Genomic DNA, 22,027 nt, shown 5'->3' on the forward strand with positions numbered 1-22,027 from the left:
CCTCGCCCCGCTCCATCGAGACGTCCGCGGTCCTCGTGGTCGCGGCGGTCATCGCGCTCACCGGACCCGCGACCGCTGCGCACGCCGTTGACCGGGCGGCCGGAGCGTCGGACACCGCGCAGTCGACCCCGCCAGTGCGGTCGGCCAGCACCGCGCTGCCGAGCCCGGCCGCGGTCCCGGCTCCGCCCGCCGACGGCACAGTGGTCGGCTCCGGGTCGTTCGCACCCGCTCCGCCCGCGACGATCAGCGACAGCGCCGACGTGCAGAAGACGGTGGACCAGCACCTGTACATCGACCCGTCGCAGGCGGGGAAGCCGGTACCGACGAACCAGTGGTGGACCGACCTGCTCGTGAGCAAGTACTCCGGCGACATGTGGGCGTACCCGTTCGTCTCCTCGAACAGCAAGGACGGCACGAAGCTGACCTCGCCGACGACGTGGAACAGCGACGGCACCGCCATGCAGCTCGAGTCGCCGGTGACGGTGAGCGGCACGGTGACCCCGGAGGCGGACCCCTCGGACGAACTCCTCGCGGACTTCGAGCAGGGCGTGCCCGACGGGTGGACGAGCACCGGCACTGCCTTCAGCCGGGCGACCGGGACCCCGTCGGGGCAGAGCGAGGTGTCGGGGTGGCTCGGCAACGGCTACCTGACCTCGTGGGGTGCCGCCACCGGCACCGCCGCCGGCGACAGCGCCACGGGGACCCTGACGTCCGGGTCGTTCGCGATCGACCACGCGCACCTGGCCTTCACGATCGCCGGGGGCCAGCACGCCGACCAGGAAGCCGTGCAGCTCGTCGTCGGCGGGCAGGTCGTCGCCTCCGCCACCGGCGCGAACAGCGAGCAGTTCCGCTGGGTCGACTGGGACGTCAGCAAGTGGGCGGGGCAGCAGGCGCAGCTGCGGGTCGTCGACTCGTTGCCCGCCGGCTGGGCGCACGTGATGGTCGACCAGGTGCTGCTGACGGACGAGCCGGACGGGGTCGCGCAGCGGTTCTCGACGGCGTTCTCCGCGACCGAGGCGGACGCGCTCCGCTGGGGCGACTGGAACGTCAGCTGGCGGATGCCGCAGGCCGGATCGGGTGGCCAGTACATGGACGTCACGAGCGTCCAGGGCAACCCGTACGAGTGGTTCGAGTACCACGGCATGACCCCACGGCTGACGGTGCAGTCGGGCGCGACGATCACCGACGGTGACGGGGAGCCGATCACCTTCCCGTTCACGGGCGACCGGTTCGAGATCCGGCAGGGCGACCACGTGTACGGCGTGCACGCACCGGACGAGACCACCTTCACGCGGAGCGGCACCGCCATCGACGCCTCCGCCGGGACCCGGTACCTCGTGCTCAGTGCCGTCCCGGAGAGCGGGCTGAGCCTCGACGACCTGCAGCGGACCGCGTTCGCCGTGCCACGGAACACCACGATGGACTACTCCTACGACCCCGCGGCGGGGCAGGTCGAGCAGCGGTGGTCCGTGCAGACGGACACGCTGCAGGGCTCGGACCACGACACCGTGCAGGGCTGGCTGCAGCACCAGTACGCGGAGTCGACGAACGACCTGCACTTCACCGGAGCGACCTACCCCACCCCGCGCGGCACGATGGAGACCACGATCGGGCACGACGGCTGGACCCTCGACTACGCCTTCACCGGCCTCACCCCGACCGGTGCGCCGCCCAAGGGTCAGGACGAACGGGACGTGCTCCGCAAGTACCTGTCCGACTACGCCGAGAAGACCACGTACGGCGGCGACACCTACTGGGGCGGCAAGGACGTCCAGCAGCTCGCCGAGTACATGACGGTGGCGCAGCAGATCGGTGACACCGCCGACGAGCAGGAGCTGCAGGCCACGCTCACGAAGGCCCTCACCGACTGGTACACCTACTCATCGGGGGAGAGCGAGCACTTCTTCGCGATGTACCCGACGTGGAAGGCCCTGATCGGCTTCGGCGACTCGTACGGGTCGGCGCAGTTCAACGACAACCACTTCCACTACGGGTACTTCGCCGTCGCCACGGCGCTCCTCGGGGCGGTCGACCCCGGTTGGGCGAAGCGGTACGAGGGCATGGCCACCCTGGTGACGAAGCAGTACGCCAACTGGGACCGCGACGACGACCGGTTCCCGCACCTCCGCACCTTCGGCGTGTGGGAGGGGCACTCGAACGCCGGCGGTGTCTCGTCCCCGGGCGGCAACAACCAGGAGTCGTCCTCCGAGGCGATCCAGTCCGAAGCGGGGCTGTTCCTGCTCGGCACCGTCCTCGGCAACGAGGAGATGCAGGCCACCGGCGCGATGGAGTACGTCACTGAACGTGCCGCGGTCCGCGACTACTACCAGAACGCCCACGGCAACCCGGCGTCGACGGCGTACGACGGCAACGGTGCCTTCCCGGACGCGTACCAGCACGGCCAGGCGGGCATCCTGTTCGACTCCGGCCAGGCCGAGGCCACGTACTTCTCCGGCGACCCGGCGTGGATCTACGGCATCCAGTGGATGCCGACCGCTCCCTGGTTCGACTACTTCGGCTGGGACCCGGACTTCTCGAAGGCGATCATGCGGCAGATGATGCAGGCACGCCCGGAGGTCGTCGGGCAGGACGGCGTCGTGGGGGGCAACGCCGCGCACATCCAGATGCTCACCAAGAAGTGGTGGGGCGTCGGGACCTACGGCAACGACGCGATCGCGCAGGACCGGAACGCCGCCATCGGCGAGCTCGAGGACGCGATCCGCGCCGCCGAGCGGAACCACCCCGGCTACGTCACGGCGAAGACGGCCGCCAACCCGCTGTACGACCAGGCGACCGGCACGCTCGTCGTGAGCACCGACGCGGACGGCGAGGTCGTCTTCCCGGCGCAGTACTGGACCCCGACGACCCTGCCCGCGGCCCTCGTCCCCGCGGAGCTCGACGGACCGACCACGGACCGGCAGCCGGAGGACTGGCCGACGAAGTCGCCGCTCCTGTCGTTCCTGTCCACGGACTACACGGCGGACACGACGACGATCGACCGGCTGTACTCGGTCGACCTGACCCACCACCGGCCCGGCACGGACACCGCGCACGCGGCCGCCGTGTTCAGCGACATGGGGGACGCACTCGGCAACGTCGTGCTCGGCTTCCTCGCCCAGTACGACCCGGACACGTACCTCGACATCCACCAGGCGCTCTGGGCCGCGGATGACCCGGCGGTCACCGGCCAGTCGATGGCCGGACTGGTCTACCACCAGGCCGTGTCGAACCGAACGGTGGGCACGGAGGTCACCGACCGGCACACCTCCGACCCGCTCAGCCAGGTGTTCCGCGCGGCGGACGGCACCTACTCGTACGTGCTCGACAACACCGACGACGTCCAGCACTCGTACGACGTGTACGACGGCCAGCGGGTCATCGGCCAGATCGCCGTCCCCGCGCACACCCAGATCACGTCCCACCTCGACGCCCACCTGGCCGAGATCGTCGTCGACACGGCGGACAGCCCGACGACGCTCGTCCCCGGTTCCACCACGCGGTTCACGGCCACCGGGTACGACCAGTACGGCGCGACCATGCCGCTCGACGGACTGACCTGGGACGCCAGCACCGGCAGGATCGCGGCCGACGGCACGTACGAGGCCACGGAACGCGCCGCCAGTGCCACGGTCACCGCCTCGGTCGGGTCGGTCCGTGACACGTACCGGTTCCGGGTCGCGCCCGCTCCCGAGCTCACGTCGATCGCGGTGACGCCCGGGTTCGAGCAGCTGGTGGTCGGCACCCCGGCCGAGTTCGCAGCCACCGGCCGCGACCAGTACGGCGACCCGATCGAGCTGTCGGCTCCGGTCACCTGGGCCACGACCCTGCCGGGAGGCACGGTGGACGCCGGCAGCGTCCGCGCGGCCGGCAGCGGGGCCGGCCACGTCACCGCCACGAGCGGCGGGGTGGAGGGCAGCGCCGTGGTCTCGGCGGTCACCACGGTCCCGGACCAGGCGCTCCACGCCACCGCCACCGCGACGTCGAGCGACGGGGGGAACACCCCGGGCAAGGCGCTCGACGGCGACCCGACGACCCGGTGGGAGAGCGCGCACGGGCAGGACGCCGTCGACTACACCGTCGACCTCGGCCGTGCGACCGACGTCACCGACGTCGACGTCACGTGGGAGGGCGCCGCCGCGGCGGAGTACGACCTGCAGGTCGCCGACTCCGCCGACGGCCCCTGGCACACCGTGCGGGACGTGACGAAGACGTCGGCGGCAGCCGACCACGTCGCCGTCGGCAGCACCGCCCGGTTCGTGCGGATGCACGGCATCGACCGGCTCACGCAGTACGGCTACTCGATCTGGTCGTTCGAGGTCCACGGCACCCCGTCGGTCTCGGCGATCACCCCGTCGACGGTGCTGGTCGGACCGCGTGCCACGCGCCTCCCGGCCGGCGGCAGCACCACGTTGACGGCGTACGCATTCGACGCGGACGGCAACGGCGGACCGGTGACGGCAGCAGCCGGCACCGACGGTGCGCCGACGTGGACGATCGACGGCGGCGGCTCGGTCGCGGGCGACGGCACGGTCACGGCCGCTCCGGCCGACGGTGTCACCGCCACCGTGCACGCCACGCTCGGCGGCGCGTCCGGTCAGGCGACGGTCACGACCGTGGCGGACGGTGACGCCGGTGCCTCCGACCCCGGTGCCGACCCCGGAACGGAGCCCGGCGACGGCGGGCACGCCTCGCGGGACATCGCGGTCGGCAAGCCGGTGACGACGTCCTCCGACGAGCGCGGTGACCTGTCCGGTGACCAGGCGGTCGACGGCAGCCGGACCACCCGGTGGGCCAGCCGCGCCTCCGACGACCAGTGGATCGCGGTCGACCTGGGCGCCGTGGTCCCCGTCGACCGGGTGGAACTCGACTGGGAGGCCGCGTACGCCGACCGCTACCAGGTCCAGGTGCGCTCCACGACCGGCGAGGTCTGGCGCACCGTCGCCACCGAGGACCACGGGGCCGGCGGTACCGCGGTCCACCAGCTCGACGGGGTCCGGGCGCGGTACGTGCGGATGCTCGGCGTGCAACGGCACACGGAGTTCGGGTACTCGCTCCACGAGTTCCGCGTGGACTCGACCGAGGGCGTGCCGACCCCCGACCTGGCGCGGAACGCCCCGACGACCTCGTCGGCGGACGAGGCGGTCGGTGTCACCGCGCGGAACGCCACGGACGGGAACCCGGGCTCCCGCTGGGCGAGCGGTCACACCGACGACCAGTGGCTGGACGTCGACCTCGGCTCGGCGGAGCCCCTGCACCGCGCGACCCTGCAGTGGGAGGACGCGTACGGCTCCGCCTACCGGATCGAGGCGCGGAACAGCGCCGACGACGCCTGGACCACGATCGCGACCGTCAGCGACGGCGACGGCGGGACGGACACGGTCGACCTGTCCGGCACCTGGCGGCACGTGCGCCTCCAGGGCGTGCACCGGGCGACCGGGTACGGCTACTCGCTCTTCGCGTTCGAGGTGCGCTGACCCGGGCGGGGACGACCAACGCGTTCCGCGGACAGTTCGGGGCCTGATCGTGGACGGACACCACGCCTCCCAGCTGAGCGGGGCAGGCTGACGCCAGTTCGTTGTACCTGTTCGGGTCAGGAGCACGAGCGTTGGTGCTGGTGCCTGGTCTCGGGTACCAGCACCTGCACGTCGGCCGGTCAGTGTGCGTCGCGAGCCAGGCCGGTCAGGGCGCGTCGCGTGCCAGGACGGTCACGGTGACGTCGTCCTCCGCCTGCTCGGCTGCCCGCAGTCGGACCGTCTCGAGGAACGCGGCCGTGCTCGGCGCCCGACGGTAGGTCCGCCCGATGTCCGTCAGGGTGTCGATCGTCCCGTCGCCCAGGTCGAGCGCGCCGTCGCTGGCCACGAGCAGTGCGGCACCCGGTTCGAGCACCAGGGACCCGAGGCGGAAGGGGACCCCCTGCGGGTGCAGGCCGAGCGGCAGGTCCCGCGACCGCCGGATCTCCGACGTGCCGTCCGCGTGCAGGTGCACGACGAGCCCGTGCCCGGCGTCCACGAAGTCGAGCCGCCCGGTGCTCGGCGTCAGGCGTGAGTGGAAGAGCGTCGCGAACGCGGAGGCCCGACCGAGGTCCTCGCTCATCCGCGGCTCGACCGCCCCGACGGCCGCGACCGGTGGCAGGTCCTCGTGCTGCCGGAGCGCGGCCCGCAGTCCGGCGGCGAGCAGCGCGGCGGGCTGCTCCTTGCCCATGATGTCGGCGAGCGTGAAGGTCACGGCGTCGTCGGCGACCGTCCAGTCGTGGACGTCACCGCTGAGGTCGCCGTACGGCACGCTCAGTCCGGCCAGCGTGTAGCCGGGGACGTGGACGGGTGGCGGGGTGAGGGCCTCGACGACCTCGAGCAGCCGGTCGTGCTGCAGCCCCTTCGCCAGGGCCTGCTCCGTCCACCGCCCCAGGTCGATCAGTGCGGCCTCGTCCTGCGGAGTGAACTCCCGCGGCCGGACGTCCATCAGGCACAGGCTGCCGATCGTCAGCTCGCCCGGCATGGTCAGGGGGACCCCGGCGTAGGAGCGGATGCCGCGGCTGGTGACGCCGGGCAGGTCGGCGGTGCGCGGGTCGGCGAGCGTGTCCGGCACGACCGTCGGCCCGGGGCGCTGGACGGTGAGCTGGCAGAACGACCACTCGAGCGGCCCGGACGTCGGCTCGCCGGCCAGGTTCGGCGTCAGCGTGTGCAGCAGGGTGTCGTCGAGCAGGTTGACGTACGCGAACGGGACGTCGAAGACCTCGCGGGCGATGCGGACGATCCGGTCGAAGCGCTCGGACGGCGCGAGTCCGACGATGTCGAGCGCGGCGACGAGGGCCGCCCGCGCCGAGCGCGAACCGTCGGTGTCCATGCGCTCTCCCCCCACAGATCGGTCCTCGGCATCCTCCCACGACGGGCGGCGCGGCTGTCAGGTCAGGCGTCCCCCTGGACGACGTCCGCGCCCGTGTCCACCGGACCGAGGGCGTCGAGGACCCGGTGCGAGACGGCCCGCAGGGTGTCCGCGTCACCGGCCACGGGCCTCCAGAACAGCTGTTCCAGCGCCGCCGTGTGTGCCCGGATGCCGGCGAGGACCGCGCGCCGACCGTCCGGGGTCATCACGATCCAGCTGCCGCGGCCGTCGGAGGGGCAGTCGGCACGCGCGACCAGCCCCCGGGAGACCATGCGGGTGACCTGGTGGCTGACGCGGGACTTCTCCCAGCCGATCCCGGCGGCCATGTCGCGGACGCGCAGCCGGTGGTCGGGGTCGCGGTGCAGGCCGATCAGGATCTCGAACTCGGGGATGGAGATGCCGGCGTCCCGCTGCACGGCCACGTCCAGCGCCCGGTCCAGCCCGCGCCAGACGTCGTGGAACGCGTCCCACGTGGCCCAGTCGTGGCCGTCAGCGCCGTGCTCCACCATCCGGCCAGCGTATCCGTGAGCACAGCTCGTCGGCCCGGGATCATCCGTTCGGCTGACTCCTGGACGGCACACGGCCGCCTCCGAGGAGACGTCGGGGGAGCGGCCTACGATCGAGTCCATGCCGCCCGCACGCCTCCAGGACTGCACCGACGACGCATCTGCCCTCGTCGGCCGCTGGCTGGACGCCTCCCGCGGGGTGAAGCCCGACGCCCGAGCGGCCCGGCTCGCCGAGGTCCTGCGTGACGAGCGCGGACTCGACTTCGCCCGCGGGTTCATCGACAAGGTGATCCGACCCGACGACCCGAAGGTCGCCGCCCGCAACCTCGAGAAGGCCAGCCGTGATGTGCCGGACTTCCTCGCCTGGTACCTCCGCGGCGCCGTCACCGTCGGTGGGGGCTTCGCGACGATGGCGCCGTGGGCGGTCATCCCGTCCGCGCGGCGGGTGCTCCGCCGACTCGCCGGACACCTGGTGGTGGACGCCCCGTCGGCCCGACTCGGCTCCGCGCTCGGCAAGCTCACCGGCACGGGCACCCGCCTCGACGTCCTGCCCCTCGGCCCGACCGTGTCCGGTCCCGCCGAGAGCGACCGTCGCCTGGCGTGGACCACCGACCTGGTCGGACGCGACGACGTGCCCGCGGTGTCCTTCGCGGTGGCGGACGTCGTCCCGCCCACGTCGCCGTGGTCGCTCGAGGACGCCACGGCGCAGGCGGTCGACCGGCTCGTCCCGGTGTTCCGCGCAGCCGTCGCCGGGGGCACCACCGTCACGCTGCTCGTCGACGGCCCGCACGACCTCGACCTGACCGTCGCGGTGTTCCGGACGCTGCTCGACACGGACGAGTTCGCCCACACGACCGCCGGCATCACGCTGCCCGCGTCGCTGCCGGACAGCCTCGGCGTCCTCGCGTCCCTGACCGACTGGGCGACCGCGCGACGGTTCCGCGGCGGCGCACCCATCCGGGTCCGGCTCGTCGACGGCGCCCACCTGGCCGAGGAACGCGCCGACGCCCTCGTGCACGCCCGCCCCTCGGCCCTCCTCGCCACCCGCCAGCAGATTGACACCGCACTCCTGCGCCTGCTCGACGTCGCGCTCACGCCGGAGCACACCGACGCCGTCCGGATCGCGCTCGCCGGACTCGATCCCGTCCTGCTCGCAGCCGCCCGCGTGCTCGCCGACCGTCGTGGGGTGACCGACGCGCTCGAGGTCGAGATGCTCCTCGGCATGACGGGCACCGTCCTCGACGCCGTCCGCGCCGACGTCGGCACGGTCACCCTCCTCACCCCCGTCGTGCACCCCGACCAGTTCGACGCCGCGATCCCGTACCTCGCCCGCCGGTTGCGCGAGGGCGCGGCAGCGTCGCCGTCCCCCTCGGGCGGCAGCGACGACGACCGAGCCGCAGCCGTGCAGCGCGGACACGACCGGCTCGTGGCCGCCGTCGCCGCGCTCGACGACCCCGCGCCGGTCACCCTCCGCGTCCAGGACCGCCGGGCACCCCTCGGCGCCCCCGAGATCCGCGCCGTGCACCCGCCCGCCGTCGACACCGATGCCGGGGTGGACGCGAACCGGCAGTGGGCCGCCGACCTGCTCCGCCGCGTGCCCCGCTCGCAGCTCGGCACCGCCACCATCCGCGGCGCCCGCGTCACCGACCGTCCCCGCCTCGAACGCACCATCGCCCGCACCGCGCAGGCCGGCGTCAACTGGGGTCGGCAGGACCCGCAGGACCGCGCCGAACTGCTCGACCTCGTCGCGCACGAGCTCGAGGTCCGCCGTGCGGACCTGGTCGAGGTCGTCGTCGCCGAGACCGCGATGACCCTGACCGAGGCGGACCGCCAGGTCAGCGGTGCCGTCGACGCCGCCCACCACGCCGCCGACCGGGCACGTCACCTGGTCGACGTCGTGGGAGCCACCTTCGTCCCGCCACGACTGACGGTCGTCGTCGCCCCGTGGAACTCACCGCTGACCACCCCGGCGGACGGCGTGCTCTCGGCGCTCGCCGCCGGCAGCGGGGTCGTCCTCAAGCCGTCCCCGCTCGCCAAGCGGTCCGGTGCGGTGCTCGCCGACGTCCTCTGGAGCGCCGGCGTCCCGCACTCGCTGCTCCAGCTCGTCGACCTCGACGTCAGCGAACTCGGCCGCGACCTGGTGGCCCACCCCGCCGTCGACCGGGTGGTGCTCACCGGCTCGCCCGACACCGCCCGGTCGTTCCGGTGGTGGCGGGCCGGCCTGCCCCTCCTCGCCGACACCGGAGCGATCTCGGCCGCCGTCGTCACCCCCGCGGCCGACGTCGACCAGGCCGTCCGCGACGTCGTCGCCTCGGCGTTCACCCAGTCCGGGCAGGCCGGCGCAGCGATCTCGCTCGTCGTGCTCGTCGGCTCGGTCGGCGAGGACGGTGCCGACAGCCGCTTCCTCCGCCAGCTCGCCGACGCCACCCGAGCACTCCGGGTCGCGTGGCCCACCGACCCCGCGGCGCAGGTCGGGCCGCTGGTCGTCGAGCCGACCGGCGCCGCACGCGCCGCCCTGACCGAGCTGGCACCGGGGGAGTCCTGGCTCGTCGAACCGCGGCCGCTCGACGAGTCCGGCCGACTCTGGTCCCCGGGCGTCCGCGTCGGGGTCCGTCCCGGTAGCGCGTCCACTCACCCGGAGGCCGGCGTCCCGGTCCTCGGGGTGGTGCAGGTCGAGACGCTCGAGCAGGCGATCGCGCTCCAGAACGGCGGCGACCACGGGTTGGTCGAGGCGCTGCACACCCTCGACGTCGACGAGGTCGCCCGCTGGACCGACCAGGTCGCCGCCGGCACCCTCGTGGTGAACCGGGCCACCACGGACACCACGGTCGTCCGGCAGCCCGCCGGCGGCTGGGGGAGCTCCTCAGTCGGTGCCGGGGCCAAACGTGGCGGCCCCGACTCGGTCGCGATGCTCGGGCACTGGGAACCCGTCCCGCGCACCGTGCACAAGAGCATCCAGCTGCACGGGTTGCCGCCGCGGGTCACCGCGCTCATCGAGGCGTCCCGCAGCGGGCTGTCCTTCGAGGAGTTCGACCAGGTCCGTGCCGGCGCCACCAGCGACGCCCAGGCACGGGAAGAGCGCTTCGGCCGGTCCCGCGACACCGCGGAGCTCGGCGTCGAGCGCAACGTGCTCCGGTACCGCCCGCAGTCCGTCGTGGTCCGACAGTCCGCCGACGTCAGCACCGGGGACCTCGTCCGCACCCTCGTCGCGGCGACCGCAGCACGTGCCCACGTGTTGCTCAGCACCGCCCGGGCCCTCCCCGGCCCCCTGACGCAGCTGCTCGCGAGCGGCCGCTCTCCGCTCGACGTGGTCGACCACCTGGTGGAGACCGACGCCGAGTTCCTCGACCGCGCGGCGTCCGGCGCGCTCCTGCGTGAGCAGTGGTCGGGCGGCACGGCGGAACCGCAGGACGCCATCGACCTGGTGCTGTCGCAGGGCTTCGAGCCCCGGCCGCACAGCGCCTTCGGTGGGCCGGGCTCGCGGATCCGCCTGCTCGGTGGCGACCCGCTCGCGCTCGAGGAGGCGCTCGGCGCCGGCATCGACACCGCCATCCACGACGCCCCGGTGGTCGAGGCCGGAGTCGTCGAGATGGCGCACTACCTCCGGGAGCAGACGGTCGTCGTCACGGCACATCGGCACGGGGACCTCGACCCCGAGTTCGCCCGCCTGCGCCTCTGACGTCGGGCGTGCGTGCCGGACGGGAGGCTCTGCCAGCGTCCGGTGCGTCGCGGACGTGATCCGGGCCTCCCGTCCGATCTCCGCACGACCTGGGGTGCGCCCGTGAGGCGCACCCGCGTGCGGCGTAGCGTTCGTGCCATGAGTGCAACAGAGCGTGACAACGGCGTCCAGTCCGAGCCGATCATGGACGGTGCGACCGACGCGACGAACGAGGAGAAGCTCCACGGTCTCGTGCAGCAGGTCCAGCACGACCACGGCGACGAGGGTGCCGGCGTGATGGCCGACCACCTCCGTGACCGTCTCGACGAGACGGGTGTCGAGGCCGAGGACCCGGCGTCCGAGGTCGAGTAGCAGCGCGGCAGGACGACGACGGGAGCCCCGCCGACCATCTGGTCGGCGGGGCTCCCTGCGATGTGGCGTGGTCCCTACCCGAGCACGGTGAGTGCCTGGTTGACGGTCCGTGAGCCGACGTTCTGCCGGTCGGCGATGTACTTGACGGTGATGACGTGCGAGCCGACGGCCAGCGGTACACCCTGCGTCCAGTTGCCCTTGCCGACGCGGAAGCGGGCGATCTGCTCGGACTTGCCCCACCTGGTGATGACGACCTCACCGGGTTCCGCGGTGCCGGACAGCTGGGCGAGGCCGTCGACGGTCTGCTTCTTCCCCGTGTCGACCGAGAAGACGATGCTGGACGTCCGCGGCACGGACACGATCCGGGTCTCCGCAGCGCGCTCCTGGCCGCCGGGGGTGCTGCGGAGCGTGAAGCCGAAGACCGCGTGGTCGTTGCCGGAGTACGACACGTCCTGCTTGCTCGTCCAGCGGCCGTCCACGACGGGGACGGTCTCCGTCGATCGGCGGAAGGAGTTGTTGACGATGGTGACCTCTCCAGCGGTGGCGGTGCCGCTGATCGTGGTCGCACCGTCCTCGACGACCACGGTCGCGCCGTTGGCCAGGTCGATCCCCCAGGCGGGGTCGGCGGCCTCGATGCTCGAACGCGGACTGACTGCTGAGCTCGGCGTGCCGGTGGAGGCGGAGGCCGGGGACGCGGCGAGGGAGGGTGCGAGGAGGCACGTGCCGATGAGGGCAGCGGCGCCGAGGGCAACGGGACGGAGTGACATGAGCTGACTTTCTCTAGGGGACGGTCCGCCCAGTATTCTGTGTTCCACTCGTCGAGCAGCCTCTGAGTGCGATGACCTCCCGTTCCGGCGATCTCGCCCGCGGAGGCCGACCGGCAGCGTCGGACGACGGGAGCCCCGCCGACCATCTGGTCGGCGGGGCTCCCGTGTGCGTGGTGCAGACCTACTCGACCACGGACAAGAGGACGTTCCGAGACGTCGACGACACGTTCGGGCGGTCCGAGATGTACTTGATGGTGATCGCGTGGCGACCAGCTGCCAGCGGCACGCCCTGCTTCCAGGCGCCCTTGCCGACCGTGAAGCGCGCGACCTCGCCGGGCTTGTTGCGTTCGGTGATGACGATCTCGCCGGCCTCACTGGTGCCGGACAGCTGCGCCAGGCCGTCGACGATCTGCGGCGTCTCGGGGTCGAGCGTGAAGTCGACGATCTCCGACTCGGGAACGGCGAAGGTGCGGGTCTCCTCGGCGGACTTGAACGCTCCGGGGGCCTCGCGGAGGACGAAGTCGAAGGTCATCTTGTCCGTCCCGAGGTAGGGCACGTACTCCGTCGCACTCCAGCGGCCGTCCACGACCGGGACGGTCTGGGTGCTGTGGTAGTAGCGGTTGACGATCGTGACCTCGCCCTTCGTGGCGGTGCCGGTCAGCGTCGTCGTCCCGTCGTCGACGGTGACCGTCCCGCGGTCGGCGACGTCGATGCCCCACGCGGCGTCGACCGGGCCGCGCTGCTCCTTGATCTCGACCGTGCGGTTCTCGCGACGGACCTGCTCGCCGTCGACGGTCAGCAGGAAGGTGAGGGGCTGGTGGCCGTACTCGCTCACCGGGTAGTCGACGCTCCACTTGCCGTCGTGCACCTCGGTCTGCACGACGTCCTCGCGGTTGCCGTTCCGGACGGTGACGGTGCCGTCGGGTGCGGTACCGGTGAGGGTGACCTTGCCGTCGTGCGCCTCGAAGACCTGTCCCTCGGTGACGTCGAGGCCCCACTTACCGGCGACCGGGGCGGTCTCGGCGACGGTGGTGACCTGGCGCTTGACGGTGTTCGTGACCGGGCCGCCCTCGGTGGCGCGGAGCTGGAACGTGACGTCGAAGGTGTACCCGACGCGGGCGGGGAGGTCGGCGGTCCACTTGCCGTCCTGCACGGGGACGGTGGTGGTGGCGCCGAGACCGGTGACGGTGACCTGACCGGCGGTGGCGGTGCCGGTGAAGGTCGCGGTGCCGTCGTGCAGTTCGACGTCGGAGCGGTTCGGGGTGTCGACGGCGAAGGCGCTGTCGGCGGGGACGGTGACGTCGACGGTGCGTTCGTCCTTGCGGACCTGCTTGCCGTCGACGGTCAGGGCGAACCGCAGGGTGAGCCCGCCGGCGGACCGGACGGGGACCTCGACGCTCCAGCGGCCGTCGCGTGCTTCGGTGGTGGCGACCGTGTCGCCGCTGAGGTCCTTCGCGGTAACGGTGCCGTCGGGGGCGGTGCCGGTGAGGGTGATCTTGCCGTCCTTCGCGGTGACCTTCTCGCCCTGGGCGAAGTCGAAGCCCCACTTGCCGGCGATCGGTGCGGTCTCGGCGACGGTGGTGACCTGGCGCTTCACGGTGTTCGTGACCGGGCCGCCGTGGGTGTGGCGGAGCTGGAAGGTGACGTCGAAGGTGTAACCGAGCCGGGCGGGCAGATCGGCGGTCCAGGTGCCGTTCTCCACCGGCACGGTGGTGGTGGCGCCGAGACCGGCGACGGTGACCTCACCGCTGGTGGCCTCGCCGGTGAACCGGACCGAGCCGTCGTGCAGCTCGACCTCGGAGCGGTTCGGGGTGTCGACGGCGAAGGCGCTGTCGGCGGGGACCGTGACGTCGACGTACCGGTAGTCGCTGCGGACCTGCTTGCCGTCGACGGTGAGGAGGAAGCGCAGGGTGGTGGGGCCGGTGGCGGCGACCGGGACCTCGACGCTCCAACGGCCGTCTCGCGCCTCGGTGCTGGCGATCGGGGTGCCGTTGTGCGACGTGACGTCGACGGTACCGTCGGGGGCGGTGCCGGTGAGGGTGACCTTGCCGTCCTTCGCGGTGACCTCCTGGCCCTGGGCGAAGTCGAAGCCCCACTTGCCGGCGACCGGGGTGATCTCGGCGACGGTGGTGACCTGGCGCTTGACGGTGTTCGTGACGAGGCCGCCGTGGCTGGCCCGCAGCTGGAACGTGACGTCGAAGGTGGTGCCGAGTCGGGCGGGGAGGTCGGCCGTCCACTTGCCGTCCTCCACGGGGACGGTGGTGGTGCCACCGAGGCCGGCGACGGTGACCTCGCCGGTGGTCGCGGTGCCGGTGAACCGGACCGAGCCGTCGTGCAGCTCGACGTCCGAACGGTTCGGGGTGTCGACGGCGAACGCGCTGTCGGCGGGGACGGTGACGTCGACTCGTCGGTAGTCGTTGCGGACCTGCTTGCCGTCGACCGTCAGGGTGAAGTGCAGGTGCGTCAGCCCGGTGGACCGGACCGGGACCTCCACGCTCCACCGCCCGTCGGTGGTCGTGGTGCTCGCCAACGCGTCGCCGTAGGTGCCCTTGACGGCGACCGTGCCGTCCGGGGCGGTGCCGGTCAGGGTGATCTTCCCGTCCTCCGCGGTCACCGCCTGGTCCGGTGCGAAGTCGAAGCCCCACTTGCCGGCGACGGGGGTCGTCTGTGCGATCGTGCTGACCTGGCGCTGCGCGGTGGCCGTGACCGGACCGCCGTCGGTCGCGCGGAGGTCGAACCGTGCCGAGATGGCGACCCCGACCCGGGCGGGCACGTCCGCGGCCCACTTGCCGTCGCGGACCGGGGCCGTGACCGTGGCGCCGCGGGTCGTGACGGTGGCGGTGCCGGTGGTCGCGGTCCCGGTGAAGGTGACGACGCCGTCGTGGACCTCGACCTGGGCCTCGTTGGCGGTGTCGACGTGCCAGGCGTCGTCGTGGTCCTGGGCGTCGGAGCGCTGGCTCGCGGCGGAGACCGGTGCGGCGGCGGCGAACGACGGGGACGGCAGGAAGGACGGTGCGAGCAGGCAGGTGCCGATGATGGCAGCGGCACCGAGGATGACTGGACGGGGTGTCATGTTCCGACTTTCAGTGGAGGGACAGTACATCCCGTATCTTGTGTTCCACTAGCCGAAGAGCCTCTGCATGCGATGGTCACCGGTGTCCAGCCGGGTCCCGTCCGGTCCGGTCCCGTCCGGTCCCGCTGGTCTCAGCGGCGACGCCCCGTCCCCACGAGCCCGATCTCGAGCACCGTCAACAGCAGGGCGATCCAGACCTGGCGGACCGCGAAGGGCCGCGACCGCCGATCCAATGCCAGCAGCGGCACCATCGACAGTCCGTGTGCGGCGTCGACCGCAGCGCTCAGCGTGTGGGCCTCCGGCGTCGCGGCACGGGCCACGAGGCCCGCCTGCAGCAGCTGACGGACGCCCAGGACCCGGCCGAACACGGCGACCCGGCCGCTCGCGCGCTGCGCCCCGACCAGGTGCGCGACGCCGATGCCGGCGCGGAGGACCTCGACGACCGCCGTCCGGTCCCGCTCCCGCCCGCGGCTCATCGGCGGCGACCCGCCGCCGTGGCGACCGCGAGCCCAGCGACGCCGAGCGCTGCGCCGATGATCCCGTTGCCCAGGCGACGGTGCTCCACCCACCAGGTCTGCGGCGACCACTCGTGGGCCTGCTCGTCGAAGATGCCGTGCGCGCCGTGGTCGCCCGGCACCGGTTCGTAGAGGTTCGACGGCAGCGTCTCGTCGCCGTCCTTGTCCTCGGCCTGCTGTCCCTGCACCAGGGTCTTCGCCGCGTACCAGTCCGCGAACCGACCGCTGATCCGGTTGCCCAGGATCGTGTACACCGTCGACTCACCGACCCAGGTCCGGCGACGGGGGCGCTCGGCGGTGGCCGCGATCGCGCGGGCACCGACCTCCGGCTGGTAGATCGGTGCGACGGGCTGCGGGTGGTGCGGCAGCTTCGTCTTCACCCAGTTGAACTGGATGGTGTTGAGGGCGGGCATGTCGACCCGGCTGACCTGCACCTTGCTGCCCTGCTCGAGCAGCTCGGACACGACGGACTCGGTGAAGCCGACGATCGCGTGCTTCGCGCCGCAGTACGCCGCCTGCAGCGGGATGCCGCGGAAGCCGAGCGCCGAACCCACCTGGATGACCTGGCCGCGGTCGCGGGGGACCATGCGGGTCAGGGCCGCGCGGGTGCCGTTCACGAAGCCCAGGTAGGTGACGTCGAGCGCCCGTTCGAAGTCCTCCGGCGCGGTGTCGAGGAACTTGCCGAACACCCCGACCATGACGCCGTTCACCCACAGGTCGATGGGGCCGAGCTCGGCTTCGACGCGGTCGGCGGCGTCCTCCACGGCCTGGCGGTCGGAGACGTCCGCGACGAGCGCCAGGCCTCGACGACCGGCGGCCTCGACCTCGGCGACGGCAGCGTGCACGCCGTCCGCACCACGTGCCAGGACGGCCACGTCCCAGCCGCGGGACGCCAGTTCACGGACCGTCGCCCGTCCCAGTCCAGCCGAACCGCCGGTCACCACAGCCACACGAGTCATGCACCCCTTCTACGCGGTGCGGGCGCGCCGGCGGTCAGCCGCTGTCCCCCGCCGGGCGGCCGGCGGCGGCCGTGCCGGCGCCGAGCCTCGGCTGGGCGGACAGTTCGCGGCGTCCCGCGGCCGCAGAGTGTCCCCAGGGCCGAGCCTCGGGCCGGCCTCGGCCCCGCCTGGCGGGCCCGCCTCGGGCCGGCCAGGCCGGCGCCGTCAGGCGCGCGGGCCCGCGAAGCGCGTCACGACACCGGGGGAGTACAGCACCGAGTCCGGCTCGAGCTCCGTCAACGCCAGCGGCAGCCCGGCCGCGCCGATCAGGTCGTCCCGCAGCCGGGTCAGGGACGCCCGGTGCACCACCCACGAGTCGTGCTCGTTCGGCCACCACGAGGTCCGCCCGGCCCGCCCGACGTGCATGCCCCACCGTGCGGTGAGGAACGACTCGAGCGGGGTCGGTTCCGTGATCGGCTCGCCGACCTCGACCTCGAGCAGGGACCGCAGGCGGGAACCGTGCCGGTGCACGGCGTACGCCGTCCGGTCGCCGTGCTGCCGTCGGGCGACCCGCGCCCAGTGGTACGGCGTGCCGGTCACGACACGCGCTGCGGCGGCGGGCAGGAACTTCCCCGCGTCGAGCGACAGGAACACCACCCCGCGGCGTCCGGAGTCGTCGCGGGTGTAGACGCGGACGTTGACCTCGAGGAAGTCGCCGACGCTGCCGGTCCGGCCGAGCGGGCCGAACGGCGGGAACCGGGTGTCCTCGAAGCTGAACGCGATGAGGCCCACCCACGTGGTCACGCCGTCGTCGGTGCCGTCCGGCGCCATCGTGTCCGGCCGGGTGCCGGCGGGCAGCAGCGGCGCGACCGCGGACACGTCCACCCGCCAGTGCACGAAGACGACGTCACGCCAGGCCTGTTCGATCCAGGGTCGCCCCGGCAGGGCGGGCGCGGTGGGCGTCACGGCCTGGAGGCTCGGAGCACCCCCGTCGGGCAGCGTCGCGGTCATCAGGTGGTCCCGTCCGTCGTCGTGGTCGGGTCCATCGTGCCCTGCTCCGCTGTGCCCTGCCCAGCTGGTCCTACCCCGCTGGGCCCGACCCCGTCGGGCTCGCCGAGCCGACCGCCGGCTGGTCGTCCCACCCCTGCTGCGGCGTCGCGCACGTGCCGCGGAACACGTACTGCGAGGGTCGCGTCCGCTCGTTCGACACCCAGTCGATCGCGGGTCGTCGTCGTTCCGGCGGCAGGTACCCGACCCGGTACACGGCCATCAGCTCCAGCTCCGGCGGGACCTCGAGCAGCCGTTCGACCTCGTGCCACGACTCCTCGATCTCCATCGGGAAGGACACGAACTGGATGCCGAGGCCGAGCTCCGTCGTGGTCAGCCAGATGTTCTCCATCGCGGCACCCATGCTGAACACCGAGTAGAAGGCGTTGCGGGCCTCCTTCCGGTACTCGTCGCGGTCGAGCATCACGCCGAGCAGCAGGGGTGACCCGGCGACGAGCTTCCGGTTCTCCTCGCCCAGAGTCTGCGGCACCCGCAGGGCGTTCATGAGGAACTGCCCCCGCTTCGTGAACACCTGGTTCGTGAACGGCCGCAGCGGCTTCGGCAGCTTGTCGAACAGCATGCCGTCGCGGCGCTCGTCCATCTCGGCCTGCGAGAACCGGAAGTACGGCCGGTACCGCTCGAAGAAGCTGCCCGCCGCCATGGTCTGCGTCATCGCCCGTCCGCTGATGTCCGCGACGCGGTCGATCGTCTCCCGCTCCTCGACCAGGACGAAGCGCCACGGCTGGCTGTTCAGCTGCGAGGGCGCCCGACCGGCCAGCTCGACCAGCAGACGCTGGTGCTCCTCGGACACCGGGTCCGGCAGGAACGCCCCGTTCGTGGTGCGTCGGCGCCGGATGGCTTCGATGAGTTCCACGGGTGTCCTTCCGCCTCGGCGTCGAGCGGTCAGCGCCGAGCCAGGACCGCCCCCAGGTAGGACGGTGCGGCGGCGACCGCGGTCTTCCAGTGTGCTCCGGTGCGGGGGTTCGTCCGTGGAGCGAGGGCCAGCGGGACCAGTGCCGGCAGCAGGAACAAGGCGTCGCGGGACCGCGTCCAGAGCGGGGTGGTCGCGGCTGCTCCGGTGAGGACGGCGGTCGTCACGAACAGGCCGTGGTGCACGACGCGCAGCTTGCGGGTGCGGATCAGGCGCACCGCGACCGCGGTGCCCCACAGGCAGTTGACGACGTACGACGCGGTCGCAGCGGTGACCAGGCGCCGGGCGGCCACCGACCCGGGAGGCCCGCCGCGCCTCCCGGCCGTCGTCCCACGTCCCATGCACGCGAACCTACCCGCCCGCGGTACGCAACCCGGGCGGCTGCGCGCACGGCGACACCGTCGCGAGATGACGCCCACGTTGCGTTCCGCGAGGAGGGGAGTCAGTCGGAGCCGCGGCTGACGAGCTTCGACAGCACGATCGCGGAGCGGGTGTGGTCGACCTGCGGGGCGAGGCGGACGCGGTCCAGTGCCTCCTCGAGCGCGGGGAGGTCACGCGAGCGCATGTGCACGACCGCGTCGGCGCTGCCGGTGACCGTGCCGGCGTCGACCACCTCGGGCACGGCGTCGAGCAGGGTGCGCAGTTCGTCGGGGGAGACCGTGCCGCGGCAGTACAGCTCGACCCAGGCCTCGGTGCCGCGGTCGTCGACGGCCGGGTCGACCTTGATCGTGAAGCCCTGGATCACGCCGTCGGCAACGAGCCGGTCGACGCGGCGCTTCACGGCGGAGGCGGAGAGCCCGACGACCGAGCCGATGTCGCCGTAGCCGGCGCGGGCGTTCTCCCGCAGCTGGTCGAGGATGCGGTGGTCGAGCGAATCCATTGTGACCATCTTACGCGTGGTCGTTGCGAGCAGACACGGATCGACGCACGAAACGTGCGCCCAGTGCGGGGGTGCGGTGCTGTGTTCCGTTCCCATCCTGTGGTTGACTCTCGCTCAGGCGTCGACCTGGTCCGCCTCCGGCGAGTGAGCCTGCATCTCGTCGGAGCTCTCACCGTGGTGGTTCCTGGCAGGCTCGGGCCCCGGTCCTGGAGGACCTCGTGTCGAACACCGCACCCCAGCCCACCACCGCCCTGCAGCGCACGGCCACACACCGCACCGTCCTGATGTGCAAGCCGACCCACTACACGGTCAGCTACCGGATCAACCCCTGGATGCACCCGGAGGAGCCGACCGACACCGCGAAGGCCGTCGCGCAGTGGCAGAGCCTCGTCGACGTGTACGAGCAGCTCGGCTTCGCGATCCACCAGATCGAGCCGATCGAGGGTCTGCCGGACATGGTCTACGCGGCCAACGGCGGCTTCGTCCTCGACGGTGTCGCGTACGGCGCGAAGTTCCAGTACCCGGAGCGTCAGCCCGAGGGCCCGGCGTACATGGACTGGTTCCGGCAGGCCGGCCTGACCGTCGCCGAGCCCGAGGAGACGAACGAGGGCGAAGGCGACTTCCTGCTCATCGGCGACACCATCTACGCCGGCACCGGGTTCCGCTCCGACAGCACCTCGCACGAGGAGCTCGCCCGCGTGTACGGCCGCGAGGTCGTCACCCTGAAGCTCATCAACCCGAACTTCTACCACCTGGACACCGCCATCGCGGCCCTCGACCCGGTGCCCGACGCGTCCGGCCGCTCCAACATCGCCTACCTCGAGAGCGCCTTCGACGAGCCGTCCCTGGCCATCCTCCGCGAGCGCTTCCCGGACGCGATCATCGCGACCGAGGAGGACGCCGCCATCCTCGGCCTGAACTCGTACTCCGACGGCTACAACGTCGTGATCGCCGCACGTGCCACCACGTTCGCCGAGCAGCTGCGCGAGAAGGGCTACAACCCGATCGGCGTCGACCTGTCCGAGCTGCTCCTGGGCGGCGGCGGCGTGAAGTGCTGCACGCTCGACCTGCACCCGATCGGCACCGGCACCTCCGTGGCGCGCTCCTGATGACCGCCACGCTCGGGGTGGCCACGGCTGCGGCGCTCGCCGTGGAGGACCGTGCCCTCGCCCACAACTACAGCCCGCTCCCGGTGGTCATCGCCTCGGGCCACGGGGCGACCGTCACCGACGTCGACGGCCGCACCTACCTGGACGGACTCGCCGCCTACTCGGCGGTCAACTTCGGACACGGCAACCCGCGCCTCCTGACCGCGGCCCGCGACCAGCTCGACCGCGTGACCCTGACGAGTCGGGCGTTCGTCAACGACCGCCTCGGCCCGTTCGCCACCGGTCTGACCGAGCTCACCGGCACCGAGATGATGCTGCCGATGAACACCGGCGCCGAGGCCGTCGAGTCGGCGATCAAGGTCGCCCGCGCCTGGGGCTACCGCGTCAAGGGCGTCCCCGCCGGACAGGCGACCGTCATCGTCGCGAGCGGGAACTTCCACGGCCGCACGACGACGATCATCTCGTTCTCAGACGACCCCGACGCGCGCAACGACTTCGGGCCGTACACGCCCGGGTTCCGCACCGTGCCGTACGGCGACGCAGCGGCACTGCGGGAGGCGATGGACGACACCGTCGTGGCCGTCCTGCTCGAGCCGATCCAGGGTGAGGGCGGCGTCGTCATCCCACCCGCCGACTACCTGCCCGCCGTCCGCGAGGTCTGCGACGAGTTCGGCGCGCTGTTCATCGCCGACGAGATCCAGTCCGGCCTCGGTCGCACCGGCCACACCCTGGCGGTGCAGCGGGTCGGCGTGACGCCGGACCTCGTCACGCTCGGCAAGGCCCTCGGCGGCGGGATCGTCCCGGTCTCCGCCGTCGTCGGTCGCGCGGACGTGCTCGGGGTCCTGCGTCCCGGCGAGCACGGCTCGACCTTCGGCGGCAACCCGCTCGCCGCGGCCGTCGGGTCGGAGGTCGTCGCGATGCTCGCCGAGGGGACCTTCCAGCAGCGCGCGCTTGACGGCGAACCGGTCCTCCGCGGGTTCCTCGACGAGCTCGTCGGGCACGGCGTCCTCACCCACCGGGTCGCCGGGCTCTGGGCCGGGATCGACATCGACCCCGCGCTCGGCACCGGCAAGCAGGTCGCGAAGGAGCTCGCCGCGCGCGGGGTGCTCGTGAAGGACACGCACGGGTCGACGATCCGCTTCGCCCCGCCCCTCGTCGTCACCGACGAGGAGATCGCCACCGCGATGCAGGCCCTCGGCGCGGTCCTCCGGGACCTGGCGTAGCCGCGCGGCCGCGCCGGCCGTCGGCCGTCGGCCGGCGCGAGCCGCCTGCGCACAACAGGAACCGGCCCGAACCACGGATTCCCGTGGTTCGGGCCGGTTCCTGTTGTGCCCGTCCCGACGGCGCCG

The 22,027-nt window shown here is 72.6% G+C and carries 15 protein-coding genes; 5 read left to right on the forward strand and 10 right to left on the reverse strand.

The window, feature by feature from the left end; translation table 11 throughout:
• Positions 1 to 5,474: discoidin domain-containing protein (locus QL987_RS14240; protein WP_290158253.1), on the forward strand; the 5,474-nt coding region annotated here is incomplete at its 5' end.
• A gap of 205 nt (positions 5,475 to 5,679) precedes the next feature.
• Here the strand turns inward: QL987_RS14240 and QL987_RS14245 are convergent.
• Together QL987_RS14245 and QL987_RS14250 are read right to left on the reverse strand one after the other, a co-directional pair.
• Positions 5,680 to 6,843, reverse strand: a complete 1,164-nt coding sequence (locus tag QL987_RS14245; RefSeq protein WP_111076402.1) for a SpoIIE family protein phosphatase — start codon at positions 6,841 to 6,843, stop codon at positions 5,680 to 5,682.
• Positions 6,844 to 6,905: 62 nt separating this feature from the next.
• The gene (locus QL987_RS14250) at positions 6,906 to 7,391 is read right to left on the reverse strand and encodes a MarR family winged helix-turn-helix transcriptional regulator (protein ID WP_181439376.1); all 486 of its coding nucleotides are present in this window, start codon (positions 7,389 to 7,391) and stop codon (positions 6,906 to 6,908) included.
• A gap of 118 nt (positions 7,392 to 7,509) precedes the next feature.
• On the opposite strand from QL987_RS14250, the gene QL987_RS14255 reads away from it, so the two are divergent.
• Positions 7,510 to 11,067 carry a proline dehydrogenase family protein gene (locus QL987_RS14255; protein ID WP_290158255.1) on the forward strand — a complete coding sequence of 1,186 codons (3,558 nt, stop codon included), beginning with the start codon at positions 7,510 to 7,512 and terminating at the stop codon, positions 11,065 to 11,067.
• Between the two features lie 138 nt (positions 11,068 to 11,205).
• The gene (locus QL987_RS14260) at positions 11,206 to 11,418 is read left to right on the forward strand and encodes a hypothetical protein (RefSeq protein WP_111076405.1); all 213 of its coding nucleotides are present in this window, start codon (positions 11,206 to 11,208) and stop codon (positions 11,416 to 11,418) included.
• A 74-nt stretch (positions 11,419 to 11,492) separates the two neighbouring features.
• Here the strand turns inward: QL987_RS14260 and QL987_RS14265 are convergent, their stop codons facing one another.
• The 8 genes from QL987_RS14265 to QL987_RS14300 all read right to left on the reverse strand — a co-directional run bounded on the left by QL987_RS14265 (position 11,493) and on the right by QL987_RS14300 (position 19,569).
• A complete protein-coding gene (locus QL987_RS14265; RefSeq protein ID WP_290158256.1) occupies positions 11,493 to 12,185 on the reverse strand; it encodes a hypothetical protein in 693 nt (230 codons plus the stop codon).
• A gap of 181 nt (positions 12,186 to 12,366) precedes the next feature.
• Positions 12,367 to 15,258 carry a hypothetical protein gene (locus QL987_RS14270; protein WP_290158257.1) on the reverse strand — a complete coding sequence of 964 codons (2,892 nt, stop codon included), beginning with the start codon at positions 15,256 to 15,258 and terminating at the stop codon, positions 12,367 to 12,369.
• Between the two features lie 131 nt (positions 15,259 to 15,389).
• On the reverse strand, positions 15,390 to 15,734 hold the full coding sequence (locus QL987_RS14275; protein ID WP_253466117.1) for a hypothetical protein: 345 nt from the start codon (positions 15,732 to 15,734) through the stop codon (positions 15,390 to 15,392).
• Positions 15,731 to 16,732 (reverse strand): SDR family oxidoreductase, encoded by a 1,002-nt coding sequence (locus QL987_RS14280; RefSeq protein WP_111076409.1) that lies wholly within the window; start codon positions 16,730 to 16,732, stop codon positions 15,731 to 15,733. Before QL987_RS14280 ends, QL987_RS14275 begins: the two co-directional genes overlap by 4 nt.
• A 204-nt stretch (positions 16,733 to 16,936) precedes the next feature.
• Positions 16,937 to 17,722 (reverse strand): DUF2071 domain-containing protein, encoded by a 786-nt coding sequence (locus tag QL987_RS14285; protein ID WP_290158259.1) that lies wholly within the window; start codon positions 17,720 to 17,722, stop codon positions 16,937 to 16,939.
• A 70-nt stretch (positions 17,723 to 17,792) separates the two neighbouring features.
• Positions 17,793 to 18,632 carry a nitroreductase family protein gene (locus QL987_RS14290; protein WP_290158261.1) on the reverse strand — a complete coding sequence of 280 codons (840 nt, stop codon included), beginning with the start codon at positions 18,630 to 18,632 and terminating at the stop codon, positions 17,793 to 17,795.
• A 29-nt stretch (positions 18,633 to 18,661) separates the two neighbouring features.
• Positions 18,662 to 19,030 (reverse strand): hypothetical protein, encoded by a 369-nt coding sequence (locus QL987_RS14295; protein WP_290158263.1) that lies wholly within the window; start codon positions 19,028 to 19,030, stop codon positions 18,662 to 18,664.
• Positions 19,031 to 19,131: 101 nt separating this feature from the next.
• Positions 19,132 to 19,569, reverse strand: coding sequence for an Lrp/AsnC family transcriptional regulator (locus QL987_RS14300; RefSeq protein WP_111076413.1), 438 nt, complete (start codon positions 19,567 to 19,569; stop codon positions 19,132 to 19,134).
• Between the two features lie 218 nt (positions 19,570 to 19,787).
• Here QL987_RS14300 and ddaH point away from each other — a divergent pair, with 218 nt between their 5' ends.
• Entirely contained in the window at positions 19,788 to 20,678 is an 891-nt protein-coding gene (ddaH, locus tag QL987_RS14305; protein WP_221849048.1) for a dimethylargininase, read from the forward strand.
• On the forward strand, positions 20,678 to 21,901 hold the full coding sequence (gene rocD / locus QL987_RS14310; protein ID WP_290158265.1) for an ornithine--oxo-acid transaminase: 1,224 nt from the start codon (positions 20,678 to 20,680) through the stop codon (positions 21,899 to 21,901). Before ddaH ends, rocD begins: the two co-directional genes overlap by 1 nt.
• The last annotated feature ends 126 nt before the right edge of the window (positions 21,902 to 22,027 follow it).

This window comes from Curtobacterium sp. APC 4022 (assembly GCF_030407555.1).
Lineage (GTDB): Bacteria > Actinomycetota > Actinomycetes > Actinomycetales > Microbacteriaceae > Curtobacterium.